Below are 19,159 nucleotides of genomic sequence, written 5' to 3'. Positions count from 1 at the left end.
AGTCGGGGTCGCGTTCCCGCCCCGCGCGCAGGGCCCTGAATTCAGTCCTCGGCGCCGGGACGCTCCAGCGGGGCGGAGATCCGCAACGCGGTGATCTGGTTTCGCACCCGCTTCACCACCTGGAACCGGTGGCGGTGGAAGATGAAGGTCTGGCCGATCTTCGGGATCGCCTGGGCCTCGTGGATCACCAGGCCGGCCACCGTCACCGCCTGGTCGTCCGGCAGGTCCCAGTCCATGGCCCGGTTCAGGTCGCGGATCGCCACCGAGCCGTCGACGCTCACCGAGCCGTCAGCCTGCTTGCGCACGCCGGGCAGGGAGGTGTCGTGCTCGTCCTCGATCTCGCCGACGATCTCCTCGAGGATGTCCTCCAGGGTCACCAGGCCCTGCAGGCGCCGTACTCGTCCACCACCAGGGCGAAATGGGTCTGGCGCTTCAGGAAGGCGTTCAGCTGGTCCTTGAGGTTGGTGGTCTCGGGAATGAACCAGGGCTCGCGGATGATCTTCTCGATGTCCAACCCGTCCACCGAACCGTCGGCCTCGGCGAGCGCGTGCAGCAGGTCCTTGGCGTGGAACACCCCGATGATGTTCTCCGGATCGCCGCGATAGAGCGGCATCCGCGTGTGGTCGCTGTCCAGGGCCGCGGCCACGAACTCGCGCGGCGGCAGGTCGGCGTCCAGCATGTCGATCGACATCCGGTGGACCATCACCTGGGACACGTCCATGTCCGACAGGTCGAGCACCCCGCCCAGCATGCGCCGGTCGCGCTCCTCCACCAGGCCCTCGGAGTGGTGGTACTCCACGGCGCCCCGGATCTCCTCGTGGGCGGCCAGGACGTCCACCTCCATGTCCAGCTTCACCCCGAACACCCGCAGCGTCCGGCGCACGATGAACTGGATGGCGTAGATCACCGGCCCGAACAGGCGGACGACCAGCAGGGTCGGCCCCGACAGGAACCGCGCCACGTCGTCCGAGCGCAGGATGGCGAGCGTCTTGGGCAGCACCTCGGCGAACACCAGGACCAGCACGGTCATGATCGCCGTCGCCGCCGCCACGCCCCAGGGGCCGGGGATCGCCGCCGTCAGCACCTCGGTGGTGAGCGCCGAGGCCAGGATGTTGATCAGGTTGTTCCCGAGCAGCACCGCCCCGATCATGGTCTCCTGGTCGGAGGTCAGCCGGTTGACCCGCTTGGCGGCGCGGTCGCCGTCGCGCTCCAGCTGGTGCATGCGGGCCCGGCTCGCGCCAGTCAGGGAGGTTTCGGCGGCCGAGAACATCGCCGATATGGCCAGGAGGCCGAAGACGATCGGCGCGAGCGCCAGGATCGCGCCCATCAGAGTGCGCCTTCCGTCTGGAGGAATTCGGTCACGGCCCGGGCGTCCACGTTCTTGGCGACGAAGGCGTCGCCCAGAGCGCGGGCCAGGATGAAGGTCAGCTTGCCGCCCTCGGCCTTCTTGTCCTGGCCCATGTGGCGGACCAGGGTCTCGGCGTCGAAGGGCGTCGCGGCCACCTCGCCCATGGTGGTCGGCAGGCCGGCGGCGGCGATCGCCGCCACCGCCCGCTGGGCGTCCTGGGCGTCGCACAGCCCCTGGGCCGCGGAAAAGCGGAAGGCGAGCGCCGATCCCGCCGCCACGGCCTCGCCGTGCAGCAGGGCCTCGCCGTAGCCGGTCTCGGATTCCAGCGCGTGGCCGAAGGTGTGGCCGAGATTGAGCAGGGCGCGGCGGCCCGCCTCCTTCTCGTCGGCGATGACGATCTCGGCCTTCATCTCGACGCAGCGGGCGACGGCGTGGGTCAGGGCCTCGGCCTCCCGCGACAGCACCTGGCCGGCATGGGCCTCCAGCCATTCGAAGAAGGCGAAGTCGCCGAGCAGGCCGTACTTGATCACCTCGGCGTAGCCGGCCCGCATCTCGCGCTGGGGCAGGGTGGCGAGCACGTCGAGATCGGCCAGCACCAGCCGGGGCTGGTGGAACGCCCCGATCAGGTTCTTGCCGCGCGGGGTGTCGATGGCGGTCTTGCCGCCGACCGAGGAATCCACCTGGGCCAGCAGGGTCGTGGGGATCTGCACGAAGTCGATGCCGCGCTTGTAGATCGCCGCCGCGAAGCCCGCGAGGTCGCCGACCACCCCGCCGCCGAAGGCGACGATCATGTCGCCGCGGTCCAGCTCCAGCGCCAGCAGCCGGTCGCAGACATCGGCCAGGCCCTCGAAGCTCTTGGTCTGCTCGCCCGGCGGCACGATCACGGTCGGGCAGCGGATCCCCGCCGCCTCCAGCGAGTCGGTCAGGCGGCGCCCATGCAGGGCCCAGACGTGCGAGTCCGAGACCACCGCCACCCGGGCGTTCTTCAGGAAGGGGGCTATGCGGGCGCCGGCGGAATCCAGCAGCCCCCGGCCGATCACGACCTCATAGGCGCGATCGCCCAGGTCGACGGGGACAGTTCTGGTCACGAGGCTTGTTTCTCCAGATAGGCGCTGATCGCGCGGATCACCTGGTCGACGGCGACGTGGTGGGCGGTGTCGCCCGTCTCCACGGTGACGTCGGCTTCGGCGTAGATGGGGTATCGGACCTCGGCGAGCTCCTTCAGGACCGTCATCGGGTCCTTGCCGGCCAGCAGCGGGCGGCTGTCCTTGCGCCCGACCCGGCGCACCAGCACCTCGAGGTCGCACTTCAGCCAGACCGAGATCGAGCGCGCCTTAATTAGGGCCCGGGTCTCTGGATTCATGAAGGCCCCGCCGCCGGTGGCCAGCACATGCGGCGGCTCGTCCAGCAGGCGCGCGATCACCCGACGCTCGCCCTCTCGGAAGGCGGCCTCGCCCATGTCGGCGAAGATCTCGGGAATCGAACGGCCGGCGGCGGCCTCGACCTCATTGTCGGCGTCGCGAAAGGGCATGTCCAAAGCGTTGGCCAGCCTGCGGCCGACGCTCGATTTTCCGACCCCCATCAGTCCGACGAGGGTGATGGTGCGGGCGCGCAGCGGTTTGTAACGGTCCATGAACACGACAAGGCTTACACGAGCCTGCGGCCTCGCGCCAACCATGTGCGCCCGATAGGATGACGACATGACCCCTCGACGCCTCCGCACCCGCCTTTTGACCGCCCTGATCGCCACAGCCTGCGCCGCCCCGGCGCTCGCCCAGGCGCCCGAGAGCGCGCCGATCCCGGCGCCGGTCGCCGTCTCGTCCCTGGCCGCGCCGGACTATTTCTCGGCCGGCGGCCACGACACGGGCCTGCCGGCCGACCTGTGGAAGTCGGCATCGCCCGACACTCTGCGCGCGGTCCTACCCCTGCTGGCGGCCAAGCCCCTGTCCCCCGCCGCCCAGGCGCTGGCCCGCCGCGTCCTGGCGACCGGCGCGCCCGGTCCCGGAAGCGCCGGCCAGGATCCGGTCCTGGCGGGCCAGAGGGTCAGCGCCCTGATCGCCCAGGGCGGAATCAAGGACGCGGCCGAAATCCTCTCCAAGACCTCCGGCCTCGACCAGCGCCCGGCTCTGGCCCAGGCCGCCGCCGAGGCCGCCCTGCTGACCAATGACCCCGACCGCGCCTGCGCGCTGGGCGACGCGCTCGCCGTCGGCCGCGACGAGATCTACTGGGTGCGGCTGCGTGCCTATTGCCAGCTGCGCAAGGGCGATGCGGGCGCCGCCCAGCTGACCTTCGACCTCGCCCAGGGCGTCGCCAAGGACCCGGTCTATGGCCGGCTGATGACGGTGAAGCTGAACGGCGGCGGCGATCCTGGCGCCCCGGCTCTGCGCAACGGCCTCGATGTCGCCCTGTCCCGCGACCTCGGCCTCGACCTGTCCGCCGGCGCCCCGTCTCCCGCCGTCGCCGCGGCGCTCAATCCCCAGGCCAACGCCGCGCCGCGCTGGCCGATGGAGGGCGGGCCCGGCCCCGTCCGCGCCGCCATGGCGGTCCTGGCCCAGGGCGACCTCGCCGCCGCCCAGACCATGCGCGCCAGCCTGACCGACGCCGACACCGCCGCGGCCGGCGCCTTCGACCTGGCCCTGCTCGACGGCCTGATCGCGGCCGCCTCCGGCAAGGGCGAGGGTCCGGCGCTGGACCGCCTGGTCGAACGCGGCGTCGCCGAGGGCGGCAAGGCCCGCGCCAAGGCCCAGTCCGCCGCCGTGATCCTGGCCGGCCTCGGCGCCCCGCTCAGCGACACCGCCTTCGGCCAGCTGGCCGGCTTCCCCGCCGTGGAGGCCAAGGCCCCGGCCGCCCGCCTCTTCGCCCTCGACCAGGGTGGTGCCCGCCGTACCGGAGAACCTCGACCTTCTCGAAGGTGACCAGCCCGATATCGGTCAGATCCTCGAGGGTGGTCACGAAGGCGCGCAGCCGGTCCTCCTCGTCGACGATCTCGATGACGACGGGCAGGTTGTCGTTCAGACCGAAGGTCCGGTGCTGGTGCATGCGGATCGACTCGCCAAAGCCCTTGAGGCCGCGGAGAACGGTCGCGCCGGCGAGTCGCGCGTCCCTCGCCCGGGCGACGATGACGTCAATGAGAATGCGATCACCGAGGAGGGCTTGCTCGTCGGTGTAGATGCGAAGAAGAACGGCGTGTCCGGGCGTCTGCATGGCGGTTTCCTTTAAGCGATCAGGTGCGTCGGCTGGACGGGTTTGCCCCGTGCAGCGAACGATCGGGTCGAGCGGCAGCGCATCTCGTGGCGGATGACGTGCAAGGCAGATTTTGAGCGAGCGGTGTCACGGCCGCACCGCCTGCGTCGGAGCCGGCGCGTCGTGGACGTTCAGCCGAAAATCATGCCGATGGTCGGCCTCGATGATTGTCAGCGTCGCGCCATCGACCGGAGGGCCGGCGGCCGAGGGGGACCGCCAACCAGACCCGCCGGCCGTGAACCTAAGCCGGTCGCCGCGCGGGGACGTCAGGATCACGCTTTGTGTCGGCGGGACGGACATCGCCTCGCCGCCCTTGCTGATGAAGGCGATCTCCAGGACGCCACCGGCCTTACGATCGATCGAGAACTGCAGCCACTGGCCCGCCGCGTCCGCCCGCCAAAGGTCAGCTCCCGCCGGCTCAACAATCAGGACGCGATACGGCGGAGAGGCCGCCATGGTCTGCGAAGCGGTCATCTCAGCGACGATCAGCCATAGCGCTGCGATCAGCGCCCGTTGGCGCGGATTGGTCCGGAAAACTTTTGGCCGGCGGGTCATCAGAGCGTTGCTCCCACAAGCGGCGCCTTTCCCATGGCGACTCCTGGGGCCTTGGCCACGGTGATGACGATGCTGGTCGCCAGCACGATACCCGCCGTCAGGAGCGCCAGCCCGAAAGACCGCCATGTCGGCAGTAGGACCCCGCCTCCACCCCTCGACCCGCAGCAGAACGGGAATGACGACGACGGGCGCCGCCCCGAGGGGCGCCGCCCAGAGCTGTCGAACTTGCTGAGAAAAGTGGCTCAAGGGATCACCTTATGAAAAGGAGGCGCCGGCGCGGCGGGGGCGGCCACGCCGGCGCGCCCGGTCAGGTCGCTTGGGGGTGCAACGGAGCCGGGCCCACATCCTCAATCGGGCGTTTTCTCCCGCCGATGCTGAGGATGAGTTGCGAAATGGCCGGGAGGACCAAGAGTGTCACCAGTGTCGCCGTGATGAGCCCGCCGATGACCACCATCGCCAACGGTTTCTGCACCTCCGCGCCGGTGCCGTGGGCCAAGGCCATGGGGATGAACCCGATCGCCGGGACCAAGCCCGTCATCAGCACCGGCCGGAATCGCTCGATCGAGCCTTCCACGATAGCTTGGGCCACCGGCAAGCCCTCTTCGAGACGCTGTTTGATGCTCGACATGACCACGAGCCCGTTCAGCACAGCGACGCCAGCTAGCACGATGAAGCCGACGGCGGCTGAGATCGAAAAGGTTATCCCGGTCAGCGCTAGGGCAAATACGCCTCCGGCGAGCCCGAGGGGGATCGCTGCGAACACCGACACCGCCGGCGCCAGTCCTCCCAGCGCCATGAATAGGATCAGGAAGATCATCAGGAAACAGATGGGCACGACGATCGACAGACGGTTGGTAGCCGCCTTCAGGTTCTCGTACTGGCCGCCCCATTGGAGGTAGGAGCCAGCCGGCAGCTGCACAGCGTCGACCTTGCTCCGGGCCTCGGTCACGAAAGAGCCGATGTCGCGGTCCCGGACGTTAACCTGGATGACCACCCGTCGCTTGCCATTCTCGCGGCTGACCTGATTGAGCCCATCGGTAAAGCGAAGCTCGACGAGTTGCCGTAGCGGCACCGATTGTTTGGGACGGCCCTCGGCCGCCGGAAGCATGACCGGCGTCGCGCCCAGCGCATCGAGATCGTCGCGCATGGCCATCGGCACGCGCACCATGATGTCGAAACGACGGTCTCCTTCGAAGACGCTGCCGGCCTCGCGGCCTCCAAGTGCGGTGGCCAGCGTGTCAGCCACCTCCTCGACGGTGAGACCGAAGCGCGCGATCGCGCCACGGTCAAACCGGACGTCGAGGGTGGGCGCCCCGGCGGTCTGCTCCACCCGCACGCCCTCGGCGCCTTGGATGCCTTGGAGGACGGCGCCGATCTTGGCGCCGGCGGCGCTCATCTTCTCAAGATCGTCGCCGTAGAGTTTGATAGCGACGTCGCCGCGAACCCCCGCGATCAACTCGTTGAACCGCATCTGGATCGGCTGGGTGATCTCATAGCTGTTGCCGAGCAGGGGCTCGACCTTCTTCAGGATCCTGTCAGCGACCTCCTCCTTGGTCTTGACCCCATTTGGCCAGTCCTTGTTGGGTTTCAGGATGACGAACCCGTCCGATTGGTTCTGGGGCATGGGATCGGTGGCGACCTCTGCCGTGCCAGTCTTGGAGAACATCATCTGCACCTCAGGCAGGGAGGTGACCGCCTTCTCGACCTGCTCCTGCATGGTCTTGGACTGCTCAAGCGCCGTCGACGGTATCTTCAGCGCCCCCAACGCGATGTTCTTCTCATCAAGTGTCGGGATGAACTCCTGGCCGAGGGTCGTGAACACAACACCTCCCAGGACGAACACTCCCAACGCCGCGCCGATGAACGGCCAGGGCTTAGCGACCGAGCGCGCCAGCAGCGGCTCGTAGCGCACCCGCAGCCATTGCAGGATGCGGACCTCCTTCTCCGAGACTTTGCCGCGCATGAGGAGTGCGACCATGGCGGGCACGAAGGTCAGCGACAGCACGAACGCGGCCGCGAGCGCCAGGATGATGGTGATCGCCATGGGTGAGAAAGTCTTGCCCTCCACGCCGGTGAAGGTCAGCAGCGGCGCGAACACCAGGAAGATGATCGCCTGGCCATAGACAGTCGGCCGGATCATCTCCTGGGAGGCCCTTAGCACCGTCTCCAGCCGTTCGTTGAGGTTGAGCAGCCGGCCCTGGTGATGCTGCCGCTCTGCCAAGCGTAGCAGACAGTTCTCGATGATGATCACTGTGCCGTCGACGATCAGGCCGAAGTCGAGCGCGCCCAGGCTCATCAGATTGCCGGGGACCTTCAAGCTGTTCATGCCGATCGCCATCAACAGGAACGAGAAGGGAATGATAAGCACGGCGATGAAGGCTGCGCGGACATTGCCGAGCAATAGGAACAGGGTCGCCGCTACAAGGATGGCGCCTTCGGTAAGATTGCGTTGGACAGTGCCGATCGTCGCGTTGACCAAGACCGACCTATCCAGAGCCGTGTTGACTATGATTCCAGGTGGCAGCGATTTCTTGACGTCGGCCAACTTGTCACCAACCGCCTTGGCGACGGTACGGCTGTTCTCGCCGATCAACATGAGCGCGGTGCCGACGACCGTTTCTCGACCGTCCTTGGTGGCCGCCCCAGTTCGCAGGTCGCCACCGATCCGCACTGTGGCGACGTCCTTTACCGTCACCGGCACCGAGCCGCGCGTCGCGATCACTGCATTGGCGATCTCATCGAGGGTCCGCACCCGTGCATCTGCGCGAACCAAATAGGCCTCGCCGGCGCGCTGGATGAAGTTAGCGCCCACGGACAGGTTGGTGGCTTCAAGCGATTTGGCCAGGTCGGTGTAGGACACGCCGTAGGCCGCGAGCTTGGCCGGATCCGGCTCGACGACATACTGCTTTTCATATCCGCCGATCGAGTCGATGCCGGCGACGCCGTTCACGGTCCGCAACTGGGGCCGGATGATCCAATCCTGCACCGTGCGAAGATAGCTCGCTTGGGCGACGGCGTCGGCCAGGCGCTCCCCCTCAACGGTCAGGTACGCGCCATCGCTTTGCCAGCCCGGGCTGCCGTCTTTGATCTTGGCGCTCTTCCCGCCCGGGTTCGCGAACTCCACGGTGTACATGTAGACTTCGCCCAGACCTGTAGTGACCGGCCCGATCTGGGGCTGGACCCCGGCGGGCAAGGTGTCGCGCGCCTGGGTCAGCCGCTCCGCCACCTGCTGGCGGGCGAAGTAAAGGTCCGTGCTTTCCTTGAAGACCGCCGAGACCTGGCTGAAGCCGTTGCGCGAGATCGACCGCGTCGTGTCGAGACCCGGGATGCCAGCCAGTGCGGTTTCGATCGGGAACGTAACACGCTTTTCGATTTCCGTCGGCGAGAGCGACGGATCGATGGTGTTGATCTGGACTTGCTTGTTGGTGATGTCAGGAACGGCGTCGATCGGCAGCTTGCTGAGCTGCCAGGCGCCGAAGACAGCAATGATGAGGGTGATGAAAACGACGTACCAACGTCCCTTCACCGCCATGGACAGGATGCGGCCGATCATTGCGGCATGTCTCCGGGTGTGAGGGTCTGGATCATTCTTCTTCGGCGCTCTTGCCGAGCTCCGCCTTTAGGAGGAAGGCGTTGCGGGTGGCGATGGATTCCCCGCCTTTCAGTCCCTCGACGATCTGGACGCGACCGGCGCTTCGCTGGCCGACCGTGACCGGCTGAACGCGGAAGCCCTTGGGCGTGCGGACAAAAACCGCGTCGCGACCTTCGACCACCTGGACCGCCTCTTCGGGCACCACGATGCCGGAGGTGGCCGACTGGCGCGACGTGATGCGGGCTCGGACCAGCTGGCCGGGCTGTAACACGCCAGCCCCGCCAGTGAGCGCCAGGACGACGGTGGCGGAGCGCGTTTCCACGCTCACGCCCGGCGTGACGGAGCGCACGACTGCCGAGCGCGTCTCGCCGGTGTTGGCCTCGATCACGGCCTGATCGCCCGGACGGACGCGATTGGCGTCGGCGGCGGTCACAGCGGCTGCGATCTGGATTTTGGCGGGGTCAGCGATCCGGAAGAGTTCCGTCTCTGGCTGGACAAACGCGCCAAGGCTGGCCGCCATGGCCGTGATCCGGCCATTGATCGGGCTCACCACCATGACATAGCGGCCGTCCCTGGAAACGTCAGCAGCGGTGACGGCCGAGCTTGCACTACGGGCCTCGGCCTCCGCGGAGGCGAGCTCGGCCTGCGCCTGCTCAAGATCCTGGCGCGGACTGACTTTCTGCTCATAGAGGCTGCGCTCGCGCGCCAACACCTTCCGCGCGAGGTCGGCCTTGGCGGACGCCACGCCGCGCGCTGCGGCGATTTGGGCTGCTTCACGACTCTGAACCAAGGCGATGGTTTCGCCAGCCCGGACCGGGTCACCGAGGCGTTTCAGAATTCGGGAAATCGACCCGGGCGCCCGGGCGGTAAGGACCGCCTGCCCGCCCGGTTCGGCCTCGACCGAGGCCTGCGCAACGATCTCGGCGGCAAGTCCGCTGGTGGACACCGGTTGAACCAGGACCCCCGACGCGGCGAGGCGCTCCGGTCCCATCGTCATGGTGTCGGCGCCGTGAGCCGTGGCGGGCTTGGCTTCTGCCGTCGATGGAGCCTTGGGGGTGGAAAACTTGGCGGCGGCGAATCCAACACCTAGGGCGGCGACAAGGGCTGCGCCACCCATGAGCCACTGTCGGCTGACGGTTGAGGATGAGGTACGGGGCATCAATGATCTCCGAAGGGGCGGCCTTGCAGGCGCGCCAGACCCGCCTCGGCGCGGAGCCGCGCCAGCTGGGCCTCGATGGTTTGGGCGCGCGCCTCGGCCAGTGACCGGCGCGCGTTGATGAGTTCCAGCAGGGGCGACTTGCCGCCCTCATAGGCGATGCGGGTTAGCCGGAAGGCCTCGACCGCCGTGGTTTCGCTTTCCGTAGCGGCGGCGACGCGGGTCCGCGCCGCGTCGACCTGAAAGAGCGCGGTCCGGAGGTCCGCCTCCGCATCGAGCCGCGCCGCATTGAGCCGCGCCTCCGCTCCCTGAAGTTCGCCTTGGGCCGCCGTGATGTTCCCGCGGTTTTGATCGAAGACGGGGATGGGGACCGAAACCCCCGCCACGAGGGCGGTGGAATTGTCGCCGGAAAACCGCCGCACGCCCGCCGACACCGTCACGTCAGGGACCGCGCGGGTTCGTTCAACCCGGACGCGACGCGCGGCCGCTTCCCGTTCTGCCTCCGCCGCGACGACGGCCGGTGTGGTGAGCACATTGATGTCGGCGCGCGTCGTGGCGTTCGGAATCGTAAGAAGGCTCTCCGTCAGGGATGTAAACGGCGTCGGCGAACCGGCGAGCGCCGTCAGGCGCGAGAGCGCGCCGGCCCGTTCGGCGCGTGCTATGTCGAGGGCGGCCCGAGCCGAGGTCACGGCGGCTTGCGCCTGCAGGCTGCGCAGTTCCGCCTCCTTGCCGGCGCCGACCAAAGCGCGGGCGACGCGGAGCACTTCGTCAGCGAGGGTTAGAGACTCTTGGGCGAGCGCTACCTGCCGTTCGGCCGCTTCGGCCTGAGCATAGGCGTCCGCAAGCGCGAAGGCGTAGTCGGCCCGGGCCTGGACCAGCCGCGCCCGCGCCGCCTCAAGGCCGGCGCGGCCGGCCGCGATCCTGGCGCCCCGCTTCCCCCCCAACTCGATCGGCTGGCCGATCGAAAAGGTCGTGTCCGATTGCCCGGTCCCTCGGTAAGGGCCGGTCCCACTGAAGTTCTCGATCTCGACGCCCGCGGTCGGGTTCGGACGCGCCGCAGCTTGCCGGGCTAAACCCTCAGCCTGACGGACCCCTGCCGCCGCCTCGGCCAAACGAGGCGCATTGCTCTGGGCCTGAGCCAGAAGCTCTCGGAACGGCGGCGCTGGATCGGCGGCCGCGCGTTGGCTCGCCGCCAAGGCGGCGATCACGGCGGCGCTGGCGGCAGCATATCGCAACCGACCACGCATTGTGAATGACATGAAAGTAGGTATCCCCTGAGTTTCGGACGCGCTGGTGGACGCCGTTCGCCGGCGTGGGACGCGTCAGGCTCTCGGAGGTCGCTCTAGCTGCGCGGGGGCCGAAGCTTGCGCCCATTGATCGTTAGTCACTGACCAAGCTGTCTGTCGCAGGAACGGCATGGTGGTCGCGACGAAAACCGCCGGAAGGGCGACGGCGTGCGACGCGCAATGCCCTGTGCAAAGGCCGCCTAAGCTACTCTTGGCGGGAGCTTCGTGGCCGCTCGTCGTCTTGGCGATTTCGCCCATCGTCTGGACGCTGGCAGATTGGTCGACATCACCGTCCAGCCATCGGTGGGCAGCCGGATTGCAGACGACAGAACTGAGTACGAAGGCGACGAGGAAGAAAGCGATTAGCCCGCGCGAGGCGGCGCGGAGGATGCCAAGTCCAGGGGCTGCGCGGCGGTAACCGGCCGAATTGCGGCGCGAGGAGACGCGGCCGCGCGCCGCACGTGAGCGTGCGGCGCGGGCAATCAGGCCGAAAGACTTCCGGATCGCCGTCCCAATCATCGCGGGCTCTATACTCGCCCGCGGGGTTGGATGGAATGTGTTATATATTCACGCGGAGCGGCGGCGGCGGCTTGGGCGGTGCGGCGCTCACGCTGGGCTTGGCTGATGATTTGCCAAGATGACCTCAAAAATACCGCTGCGAGAAGACCCCCAACGATCAAGTCAGGCCAACGCGAATGGGTCATGGCCACGGCAACACCCGTGGCGGCGACAGCAAGGCACTGGATCAAATCATTGCGAGTACACAGCCAGACGGAGCGGACATTGGCGTCGCCATCGCGATACCGCGCCAGCAAGGCGGCAGCGACAAGATTTGCCGCCGCGCCGAAGAGGCCCAACCCCGAGATCGCACCGCCATCTGGTTCGGCGGCCGCGATAGCGCGCCAGATCGCGAAGGCGAGAATGCCGATCGCCATCGCGCCGAGACTGGCGCCCTTGATCAGCGCCGCGTTGCTACGGACCGCGACGCTTCGGCCGATCGCCCAAAGGCTGAGCGCGTAGGTCGCGGCGTCCGCCGCGAAATCCAATGTGTTGCCGCCAGCGATGCGGAGTTCGCCATCCAGCTGCCGATCCCCACGACCGCAAAGCCGAGCAGGTTGATCGCGATCACGATCCCGAGGACGCGCTTGTAGGCGGTGGAGGCGCCATCAAAGGCGACCGCTTCCCCACAGCCGCAGCCCGAAGACGTCTTCGTCTCGGCAGAGGGTGAACAGCTCGACATGATCATGAGTCTGCATCCTCTAGTCGGTGGAGGATCAAGGCCCTATTTTGCGCGGGAAGAAGGAAACCTCATGTCGCCTCTCCCCATCGGACGTCTTGCCAAGCTGACCGACGTCAAGGTCACAACGATCCGCTTCTACGAAAGCATCGGCCTGCTGCCGGAACCCCTGAGAACCCACAGCGACCGCCGGATCTACGACGAGGGGGATGTGCGGCGGCTGGGGTTCATCAAACATGCGCGGCAGCTTGGCTTCGCGGTGGAGGCGATCCGCGATCTGCTCGAACTGTCGGATCATCCCGAACGGGTATGCGATAGCGCCAATGCCATCGCCCAGGAGCAGTTGGCCGCCGTGGACGCAAAGATCGCCCAGCTCGGCGCGCTGCGTGAAGAGCTTGTCCGCATGACCGCGGCCGGCTGTAGCGGGCCGGCGGCGAGCTGCCGTGTTATTGAATCGTTGAGCGATCACGGACTCTGTTCGGCTGATCATAAGCCCCTGGCGAGTCAGGTATCCGTTTGAACCGAACCGTCCGTCCCCACCTCAGCCCAAGGGTCGTGACGCCGCAAGCCTTGTGAGCTGCAATGTGTCTGGCGCCGGCTCGTCCCCGGTATTCGACGGAACCCCGCGTCAAACCTACGTACGTCGCGCAGTTGGATGCGCAATTGCGCCGAAGCGTCTTAGGCGGCCATCGGGTGGACCACGTCTGGCCGCGAATCGAAAGCCCACACAACTCGGGCATTCGCCCCAAAGTTGCCGTTTCTCCAGCCGAAACCGTGTGTGCTTTTCCGGGGGATTACGTTTGCTCGCCTGCCTACCGCAGGCCGATGAAGCGTGACTGCAAGCTCGCCTATCTGGTGTGTAGCTTGACCAGAGAAAAGGCACTAATCGCACCTTTTTATTCAATATCGCCCTTGACCGCGTCTATTCCGCGACTCACGGTTGTGACGCCCGGCAAAGGCGGGCGGACGCAATCAAGGGTCAGCTGCGATGAAAAACGCCGGTTCAAGCCTCGTTCGAGGGCGTGTGTCGACCGCCTTGGTCCTCGGCGCCGGCGCAGCTGTCCTCCTTGCCGTTAGCCCCGCCTGGGCCGCCGGCGCCGGCACCGCCATGCCGTGGGAGGGCCCGCTCGACACCATCATGCAGTCCCTCTCGGGGCCGGTCGCCAAGGCCGTCGGCATCATCGCCATCGTCCTAACGGGGCTCGGCTTCGCTTTCGCAGAGGGCGGCTCGGCTCTGCGCAAGGGGATCGGCATCGTCTTTGGTCTGGCGATCGCCTTCACCGCCACGACCTTCATCTCGACCTTCTTCAACATGACCGCCGGGGCGGCGTTCTGAGATGGCCCGGTCCGACGTCGAAGGCTTCGAGATCGCGTTTCACAGCTCCTTGTCGGAGCCGGTGACGATCGCGGGCGTGCCCCGGCTGATCGCGGTGCTTAATGGGACGCTGACCGCCGTCCTGGCGCTGGGCCTGCAGGTTCCGCTGATCGGCATCCCCGTCGGCCTGGCCATCCATGGCGCCTGCTACTGGCTGAACAAGCGCGATCCCTACTTCTTCGACGCGCTCGGCCGACACATCCGCCAGAAGCCCTACCTGGACGCCTGACATGCGCGCGCGGCTTCATCCCTCCCCTAATCCGGTCTCATAGAGGTCCGCCGTGCTGTATCTGCGTGAGTACCGGCCCAAGGCTGACCGCCTGTTCGACCATCTCCCCTGGGTCGCGCTGATCGGGCCCGGCTTGGTGCTCAACAAGGACGGCAGCTTCCAGAAGACCCTGGCTTTCCGGGGGCCGGACCTGGCCAGCGCCACGGATGCCGGCTTGGTCGCCACCCGCGCCCAGTTGAACAACGCGCTTCGACGGCTGGGCTCACGCTGGTGCCTGCACATTGAAGCCCTACGGGCGCCGTCGCAGACTTACCCCGCGAGCCAGTTTCCTGACCCCGTCTCGGACCTGGTCGACGAGGAGCGACGCGAGGGCTTCGAGGCGCAAGAGCGTCATTTCGAGAGCCGCTATTTCCTGACCTTCACCTATCTGCCGCCAGAGGAAGCGATCTCGACGGCCGAAAGTCTCCTACTGGAAAACGCCCCGTCGGGGCGCGGGGCCGAAGGCATGTATCGCGCCGCGCTGAGCGACTTCCTGAGCACCGTCCATCAGATCGCCGACATCCTGACCGCGATCATGCCCGAGGTCGGCGAGCTGACCGACGACGAGACCCTGACCTACCTGCACAGCTGCATCTCCACCAAGCGTCACCCGGTCGCTTCGCCCGAGACCCCGGCCTATCTCGACGCCTTCCTGACCGACGACGACTTCCAGGGCGGCTTGCTCCCCCGGCTCGGCGGGCAGTACCTGCGCACCATTTCGGTCAGGGCCTATCCGACCACCTCGTCCCCCGGCCTCCTCGATCGGCTGAATGAGCTGGGCATCAGCTATCGCTGGGTCTGCCGCTACCTGCCGCTCGACAAGGAAGACGCCCGCAAGGCGGTGACCACGGTGCGCAAGCGCTGGTTCGCCAAGCGCAAGGGCGTGCTCGCGCTCCTGAAGGAAGCCATCACCCGTGAGCCCTCGCTCCTAGAGGACCCGGACGCGGCGGCCAAGTCGGTCGACGCCGATGCGGCCCTGGCGATCCTCGGCGGCGACTACGCCTCCATTGGCTACTTCACGCCGACGGTCACCCTGATGGGCGCCGACCCCGACCGTCTCGCCAATCGGGTCCGCGAAGTCGAGGGCGCTATCAACCGGGCGGGCTTTGTCTGCAAGGTCGAAGACGTCAACGCCGTCGAGGCGTGGATCGGCAGCCTCCCCGGCCAGGCCTACGCCGATCTTCGGCGGCCCTTGGTGTCGTCGCTGAACCTCTGCGACATGATGCCGATGTCGGCCATTTGGCCCGGTCCGACGATCAACGCCCACCTGTCGGCGGAATGTCAGAAGCGCGGCCATCCAGGGCTTCAGCCCGCCCTGTTGGTCACCCGCACGGCCGGCACCACCCCCTTCCGCTTTGACCTGCACCAGGGCGATGTCGGCCACACGATGATTGTCGGGCCGACCGGGGCCGGCAAATCCGTGCTTCTCAACACCCTGGCCATGCAGTGGCTGCGTTATCCCGAGGCCCAGGTCTTCTACTTCGACAAGGGCGCGAGCTCGCGGGCCTCGACCCTGTTGGTCGGGGGGCAGTTCTATGTCCTGGGCGGTGACCAGAGCGAGCTGGCCTTCCAGCCGCTGGCGCAGATCGACGCGCCCGACGATCGCGCCTGGGCGCAGGAATGGGTTCAGGATATCGTCGCCGCCGAAGGCGTGCCGATCACCCCGCCGGTCAAGGACGAAATCTGGAGCGGCCTGCGCAATCTCGCCGAAGGGCCGCGCGACCAGCGCACGCTCACCCTCCTGGCCGCAACAATCCAGGATCAGGCGGTCAAGGCCGCGCTCACGCCCTACACGCTGAGCGGCCCCTACGGCCATCTGCTAGACGCCAGCCAGAACGCCCTAAAGCCCGCCGTCTGGCAGACCTTCGAGATGGCCGAGCTCATGGCCAGCAAGTCGGCGCTGGCGCCGGTGCTCACCTACATCTTCCGCAGTCTCGAGCGGCGCTTCGATGGCCGGCCGACCCTGCTGGTGCTCGACGAGGCCTGGCTGTTCCTCGACCAGGGCGCCTTCGCGGCCAAGATCCGCGAATGGCTCAAGACCCTGCGGAAGTTTAATGTCGCCGTGGTGTTCGCCACCCAGAGCCTGGCGGACGTGGCCCGTTCGTCCATCGCGCCGGCGCTGATCGAGAGCTGCCCGACCCGCATCTTCCTGCCCAATCCCGACGCCCAGACGCCGCAGATCGCCGCGCTCTATCAGGATTTCGGCTTGAACCCGCAGCAGGTGCGGATCATCGCCAACGCCACGCCCAAGCGCGAATACTACTATCAGTCCACGTCCGGGAACCGGCTCTTCGAGCTGGGCTTGGGCGCGCTCTCCCTGGCCGCCGTGGGCTCGTCTTCGCCTGGCGATCAGCAGCTCATCAGCCAGCTTCTCGCCGACCATGATCGCCGGGAATTCCCAGAGCGGTTTTTCGGCGCCAAGGACCAGGCTCACGTAGCTCTCTACCTCGGCGACCAGCGGCGCGCGGCCTTTCCGAGAGTGGCGTGATGGGCGCGCATGAGCTCTCCTTCGCAATACCTCGCACCGCCATGAGCGCACGCGACTTCGCGCGCCTGGCTTGGCTCGACCGCCACCTGCCGGGCGCGTGGACCTCCACCCGCCGTCGACGTCGAATCCTCTTCTTGGCCTTGGCAGCGCCTGGCTTCCTCGCGGTCTTCGGCACGACCTACCACCACAACTTCTTCGTCATGCTGGCCGGCTTTGTCCTGTTCGGCGCGGCTGTCGCCTTCCGGGCGGTGTCTGAACCCCTGTTCGTCCAGGCGACTGGCGACGACCTCTTCCCCGCTCCCCTTCCCTCGCACCAGAAGGACACTCCAGATGCGTAACCAGCTCATGGCCGCGGCGGCGATCGTCGCGGTGTCGCTGGGACTAGGGCCACTGCCGCCGCCGCCCGCGGCCGCTCAGCAGATCGTCTTCGATCCGCGCGCCGTGGCCCAGGCGGTCCAGCAGGTTCGGCAGGGGCTAGCGCAGATCCAGCAGTTGCAGGCGCAGGTCACCAACCAGATGGCGATGCTCCAGAAGCTGGGGACGGATGTCACCCAGCCGCTGGCCCAGATCAACGCCCAGGCGACCCAGCTCATGCAGCAGGCCCAGGCGATCGGCTACAACAGCCAGAACATCGCCGGACAGTTCCAGCAGTTCTACCCGACCAGCCTGTCTGGCCAGAGCTTCGCTCAGATCCAGCAGCGGCTGGCGGGCTGGGAGGCCAATAGCCGGCTGACCCTTCAGGACTCGATGGCGGTTCAGAACCAGCTGGTGAGATCCCAGGGGACAACGGCCGGCGCCGTGAACAGTGCGGTGTCCGCCTCTCAGGGCGCGGCCGGGCAAACCGCGGCGATCCAGGCGACCAATCAGCTGCTCGCGGCGCTCAGCAGTCAGCTCCAAGGGCTGCAGACGATCCTGATCGCTCAGGCGCGGACGCAGGAGACAATCCTGGCGCAGCAGCAGGCGGGTGCGGTCGCCGCCCGGGCGGAGTCACAACGACACAACGCCTACACGCCGGTGCGCGGGTCCTTCTCTGGGCAGCAAAGCTTTTAGCCATGCGGACACTCCTGGCGATTTCCTCCCTCTCCATCCTGGCCCTGCTTTCCGGCTGTGGTCCTTCCCCAGTTCCTACCGAACCGCCAGCCGATGCCCCGGCAGCCAAGGCGGCCCCGAAGTGTCCTGATCCCAGCATCAAGGACCCGAGCAACCCCTGCTCACCCCTCTACTACAAGCCTGTGAAGGGCTCCTTCAAAGGCCAGAAATCCTTCTGAGCCGTAGACAGCGAGACTGAGAATGGCGACCGCCAGCCCAGCGGCGTTGGACGACTTCATCCGCCGCTTCACTACTCAGATCGACACGGGCTTCGGCGTCATCTCCGGCGAAGTTCAAACGGTGTTGGGGACGCTGGTCGTGATCAGCATCGCACTCACCGCGATCCTGTGGGCCATCGACGAGACCCAGAACGTCTTGGCCAGTCTGGTCCGCAAAGTCTTGTTGGTTGGCTTCTTCGCGTGGCTCGTAGGCAGCTGGCACACGCTTAGCCTGACGGTCGTCAATGGCTTCGGTCAGCTCGGACTCCGCGCGAGCGGCGGCGGCTCCGTCGATGACTTCATGAACGCGCCAACCACGGCGGTCGATGCGGGGATGCAAATCGTCGTCAAGCTGATGGCTTACATTGGTGAGCTCGCCAAGCAGAACGGCGGCTTCGGCGCACTTCAAAACATCGACGTCATCATCGTCGCCGCTGTGGCTGCCATTGGGATTCTTCTCGCCTTCATAGTTCTGGCGATCGAGATCGCTATCACCATCATTGAATTCCACCTCGTCACGCTGATCGCCTTCGTCACGGTGCCGTTTGGCGTGCTCAGCCAAACATCCTTCCTCGCGGAGCGTGCGATCGGATACGTCGTCTCCGTTGGCCTGAAGTTCATGGCGCTGGCTGTGATCCTCGGCATCGGGATCAACATTTTCCAGCAATTCACATTGTCGCTCGAGCCAACGATTTCCGAGGAATGTGGCCTGCTTCTATCGGCTGTCTTCCTCATGATGCTTGCCCTCAAGATCCCGTCGATCGCGGGGGCATTGATCTCGGGAGGACCGCAACTCAACGCCGGCGGCGCACTGATGGGCGCCGCAGGCGTGGCGGCAGGCGCCGCGGGCGTCGCCCTCGCTGGCCGGGCGATCGGCGGTGCTGTTGCGGGTGGATGGGCGGCCGGTGGCGAGAAGGTCGCCGCCGCAAGGGCCGCGTCTGGCGGACTCGGTTCAGGAAGCGCGGGCCCGGCCGGCGGTGGCGGCGGATCGGGCGGCGGCGGCATGGCCGCCGACTTCGCCAGGGCTCCGGTGTCGACCATGGTGGCCGAAGGGCGCGCCGCCGGGAGCCGCCTGTTTTCGTCCCGGAATCCCAATGAAGGCGAGGCGCCTCCTCCCCCGCCGCCGGATGCGCCGTCGTCTGGATCTTCCGTCGTTTCTAGGGCCCAGGCCCGGCGTGGGGGTGGTCTGGCGGGAGCGGCTCGGGACAGCGCTGCAGCGGCGACCGCTGGAGGCGAAGCCAGCGGCCCGGGCCTCAGCGCCACCCCGACCCGCCGCGATGACGACCCTGAAGAGTGACCCCCGT

15 protein-coding genes and 2 pseudogenes are annotated in these 19,159 nt (G+C 67.2%); 8 read left to right on the top strand and 9 right to left on the bottom strand.

The window, feature by feature from the left end; all coding sequences use genetic code 11:
• Window positions 1-41: 41 nt before the first annotated feature.
• The 3 genes and pseudogenes from MQH10_RS01275 to MQH10_RS01265 all read right to left on the bottom strand — a co-directional run bounded on the left by MQH10_RS01275 (window position 42) and on the right by MQH10_RS01265 (window position 3,026).
• A pseudogene (locus MQH10_RS01275) lies at window positions 42-1,327 on the bottom strand (HlyC/CorC family transporter).
• A complete protein-coding gene (aroB, locus tag MQH10_RS01270) occupies window positions 1,327-2,436 on the bottom strand; it encodes a 3-dehydroquinate synthase (RefSeq protein WP_242562259.1) in 1,110 nt (369 codons plus the stop codon). Before aroB ends, MQH10_RS01275 begins: the two are co-directional and overlap by 1 nt.
• Window positions 2,433-3,026, bottom strand: coding sequence for a shikimate kinase (locus tag MQH10_RS01265; RefSeq protein ID WP_419720745.1), 594 nt, complete (start codon window positions 3,024-3,026; stop codon window positions 2,433-2,435). The genes aroB and MQH10_RS01265 overlap by 4 nt, the downstream gene beginning before the upstream one ends.
• 22 nt (window positions 3,027-3,048) lie before the next feature.
• Here MQH10_RS01265 and MQH10_RS01260 point away from each other — a divergent pair, with 22 nt between their 5' ends.
• The gene (locus tag MQH10_RS01260) at window positions 3,049-4,263 is read left to right on the top strand and encodes a hypothetical protein (RefSeq protein WP_242562257.1); all 1,215 of its coding nucleotides are present in this window, start codon (window positions 3,049-3,051) and stop codon (window positions 4,261-4,263) included.
• Between the two features lie 37 nt (window positions 4,264-4,300).
• On the opposite strand, the pseudogene MQH10_RS01255 reads toward MQH10_RS01260, so the two are convergent.
• The 6 genes and pseudogenes from MQH10_RS01255 to MQH10_RS01230 all read right to left on the bottom strand — a co-directional run.
• Window positions 4,301-4,552: pseudogene (locus tag MQH10_RS01255) on the bottom strand (DUF190 domain-containing protein); the annotation flags it as partial.
• Between the two features lie 126 nt (window positions 4,553-4,678).
• The gene (locus tag MQH10_RS01250) at window positions 4,679-5,146 is read right to left on the bottom strand and encodes a hypothetical protein (protein WP_242562256.1); all 468 of its coding nucleotides are present in this window, start codon (window positions 5,144-5,146) and stop codon (window positions 4,679-4,681) included.
• 307 nt (window positions 5,147-5,453) lie between these two features.
• A complete protein-coding gene (locus MQH10_RS01245) occupies window positions 5,454-8,699 on the bottom strand; it encodes an efflux RND transporter permease subunit (protein ID WP_242562255.1) in 3,246 nt (1,081 codons plus the stop codon).
• Window positions 8,700-8,730: 31 nt separating this feature from the next.
• Window positions 8,731-9,897 (bottom strand): efflux RND transporter periplasmic adaptor subunit, encoded by a 1,167-nt coding sequence (locus MQH10_RS01240; protein WP_242562254.1) that lies wholly within the window; start codon window positions 9,895-9,897, stop codon window positions 8,731-8,733.
• On the bottom strand, window positions 9,897-11,153 hold the full coding sequence (locus MQH10_RS01235) for a TolC family protein (RefSeq protein WP_242562253.1): 1,257 nt from the start codon (window positions 11,151-11,153) through the stop codon (window positions 9,897-9,899). The genes MQH10_RS01240 and MQH10_RS01235 overlap by 1 nt, the downstream gene beginning before the upstream one ends.
• A gap of 554 nt (window positions 11,154-11,707) precedes the next feature.
• The gene (locus MQH10_RS01230; RefSeq protein WP_242562252.1) at window positions 11,708-12,226 is read right to left on the bottom strand and encodes a cation efflux transmembrane domain-containing protein; all 519 of its coding nucleotides are present in this window, start codon (window positions 12,224-12,226) and stop codon (window positions 11,708-11,710) included.
• Window positions 12,227-12,490: 264 nt separating this feature from the next.
• Here MQH10_RS01230 and MQH10_RS01225 point away from each other — a divergent pair, with 264 nt between their 5' ends.
• The 7 genes from MQH10_RS01225 (at window position 12,491) to trbL (ending at window position 19,152) form a co-directional block, all read left to right on the top strand.
• Complete coding sequence (locus tag MQH10_RS01225) at window positions 12,491-12,937, top strand: MerR family transcriptional regulator (RefSeq protein ID WP_242562251.1); 447 nt, start codon at window positions 12,491-12,493, stop codon at window positions 12,935-12,937.
• 504 nt (window positions 12,938-13,441) lie between these two features.
• Window positions 13,442-13,753, top strand: coding sequence for a TrbC/VirB2 family type IV secretion system protein (locus tag MQH10_RS01220; RefSeq protein WP_242562250.1), 312 nt, complete (start codon window positions 13,442-13,444; stop codon window positions 13,751-13,753).
• A 1-nt stretch (window position 13,754) separates the two neighbouring features.
• Window positions 13,755-14,021, top strand: a complete 267-nt coding sequence (locus tag MQH10_RS01215; protein WP_242562249.1) for a VirB3 family type IV secretion system protein — start codon at window positions 13,755-13,757, stop codon at window positions 14,019-14,021.
• A 52-nt stretch (window positions 14,022-14,073) separates the two neighbouring features.
• Window positions 14,074-16,548, top strand: coding sequence for a conjugal transfer protein TrbE (trbE, locus tag MQH10_RS01210; RefSeq protein WP_242562248.1), 2,475 nt, complete (start codon window positions 14,074-14,076; stop codon window positions 16,546-16,548).
• Window positions 16,548-16,886, top strand: a complete 339-nt coding sequence (locus MQH10_RS01205; RefSeq protein WP_242562247.1) for a hypothetical protein — start codon at window positions 16,548-16,550, stop codon at window positions 16,884-16,886. Before trbE ends, MQH10_RS01205 begins: the two co-directional genes overlap by 1 nt.
• Window positions 16,879-17,598: a TrbJ/VirB5 family protein gene (locus MQH10_RS01200; protein WP_242562246.1), complete on the top strand. Its 720-nt coding sequence runs from the start codon at window positions 16,879-16,881 to the stop codon at window positions 17,596-17,598. The genes MQH10_RS01205 and MQH10_RS01200 overlap by 8 nt, the downstream gene beginning before the upstream one ends.
• Before the next feature lie 240 nt (window positions 17,599-17,838).
• Window positions 17,839-19,152, top strand: a complete 1,314-nt coding sequence (gene trbL, locus MQH10_RS01195; RefSeq protein ID WP_242562245.1) for a P-type conjugative transfer protein TrbL — start codon at window positions 17,839-17,841, stop codon at window positions 19,150-19,152.
• Window positions 19,153-19,159 lie beyond the last annotated feature (7 nt).

Source organism: Phenylobacterium aquaticum (assembly GCF_022695515.1).
GTDB lineage: Bacteria > Pseudomonadota > Alphaproteobacteria > Caulobacterales > Caulobacteraceae > Phenylobacterium > Phenylobacterium aquaticum.
The sequence above is the reverse complement of the archived record's forward strand: the minus strand, read 5'-3'. Positions and strand labels throughout refer to the sequence as shown.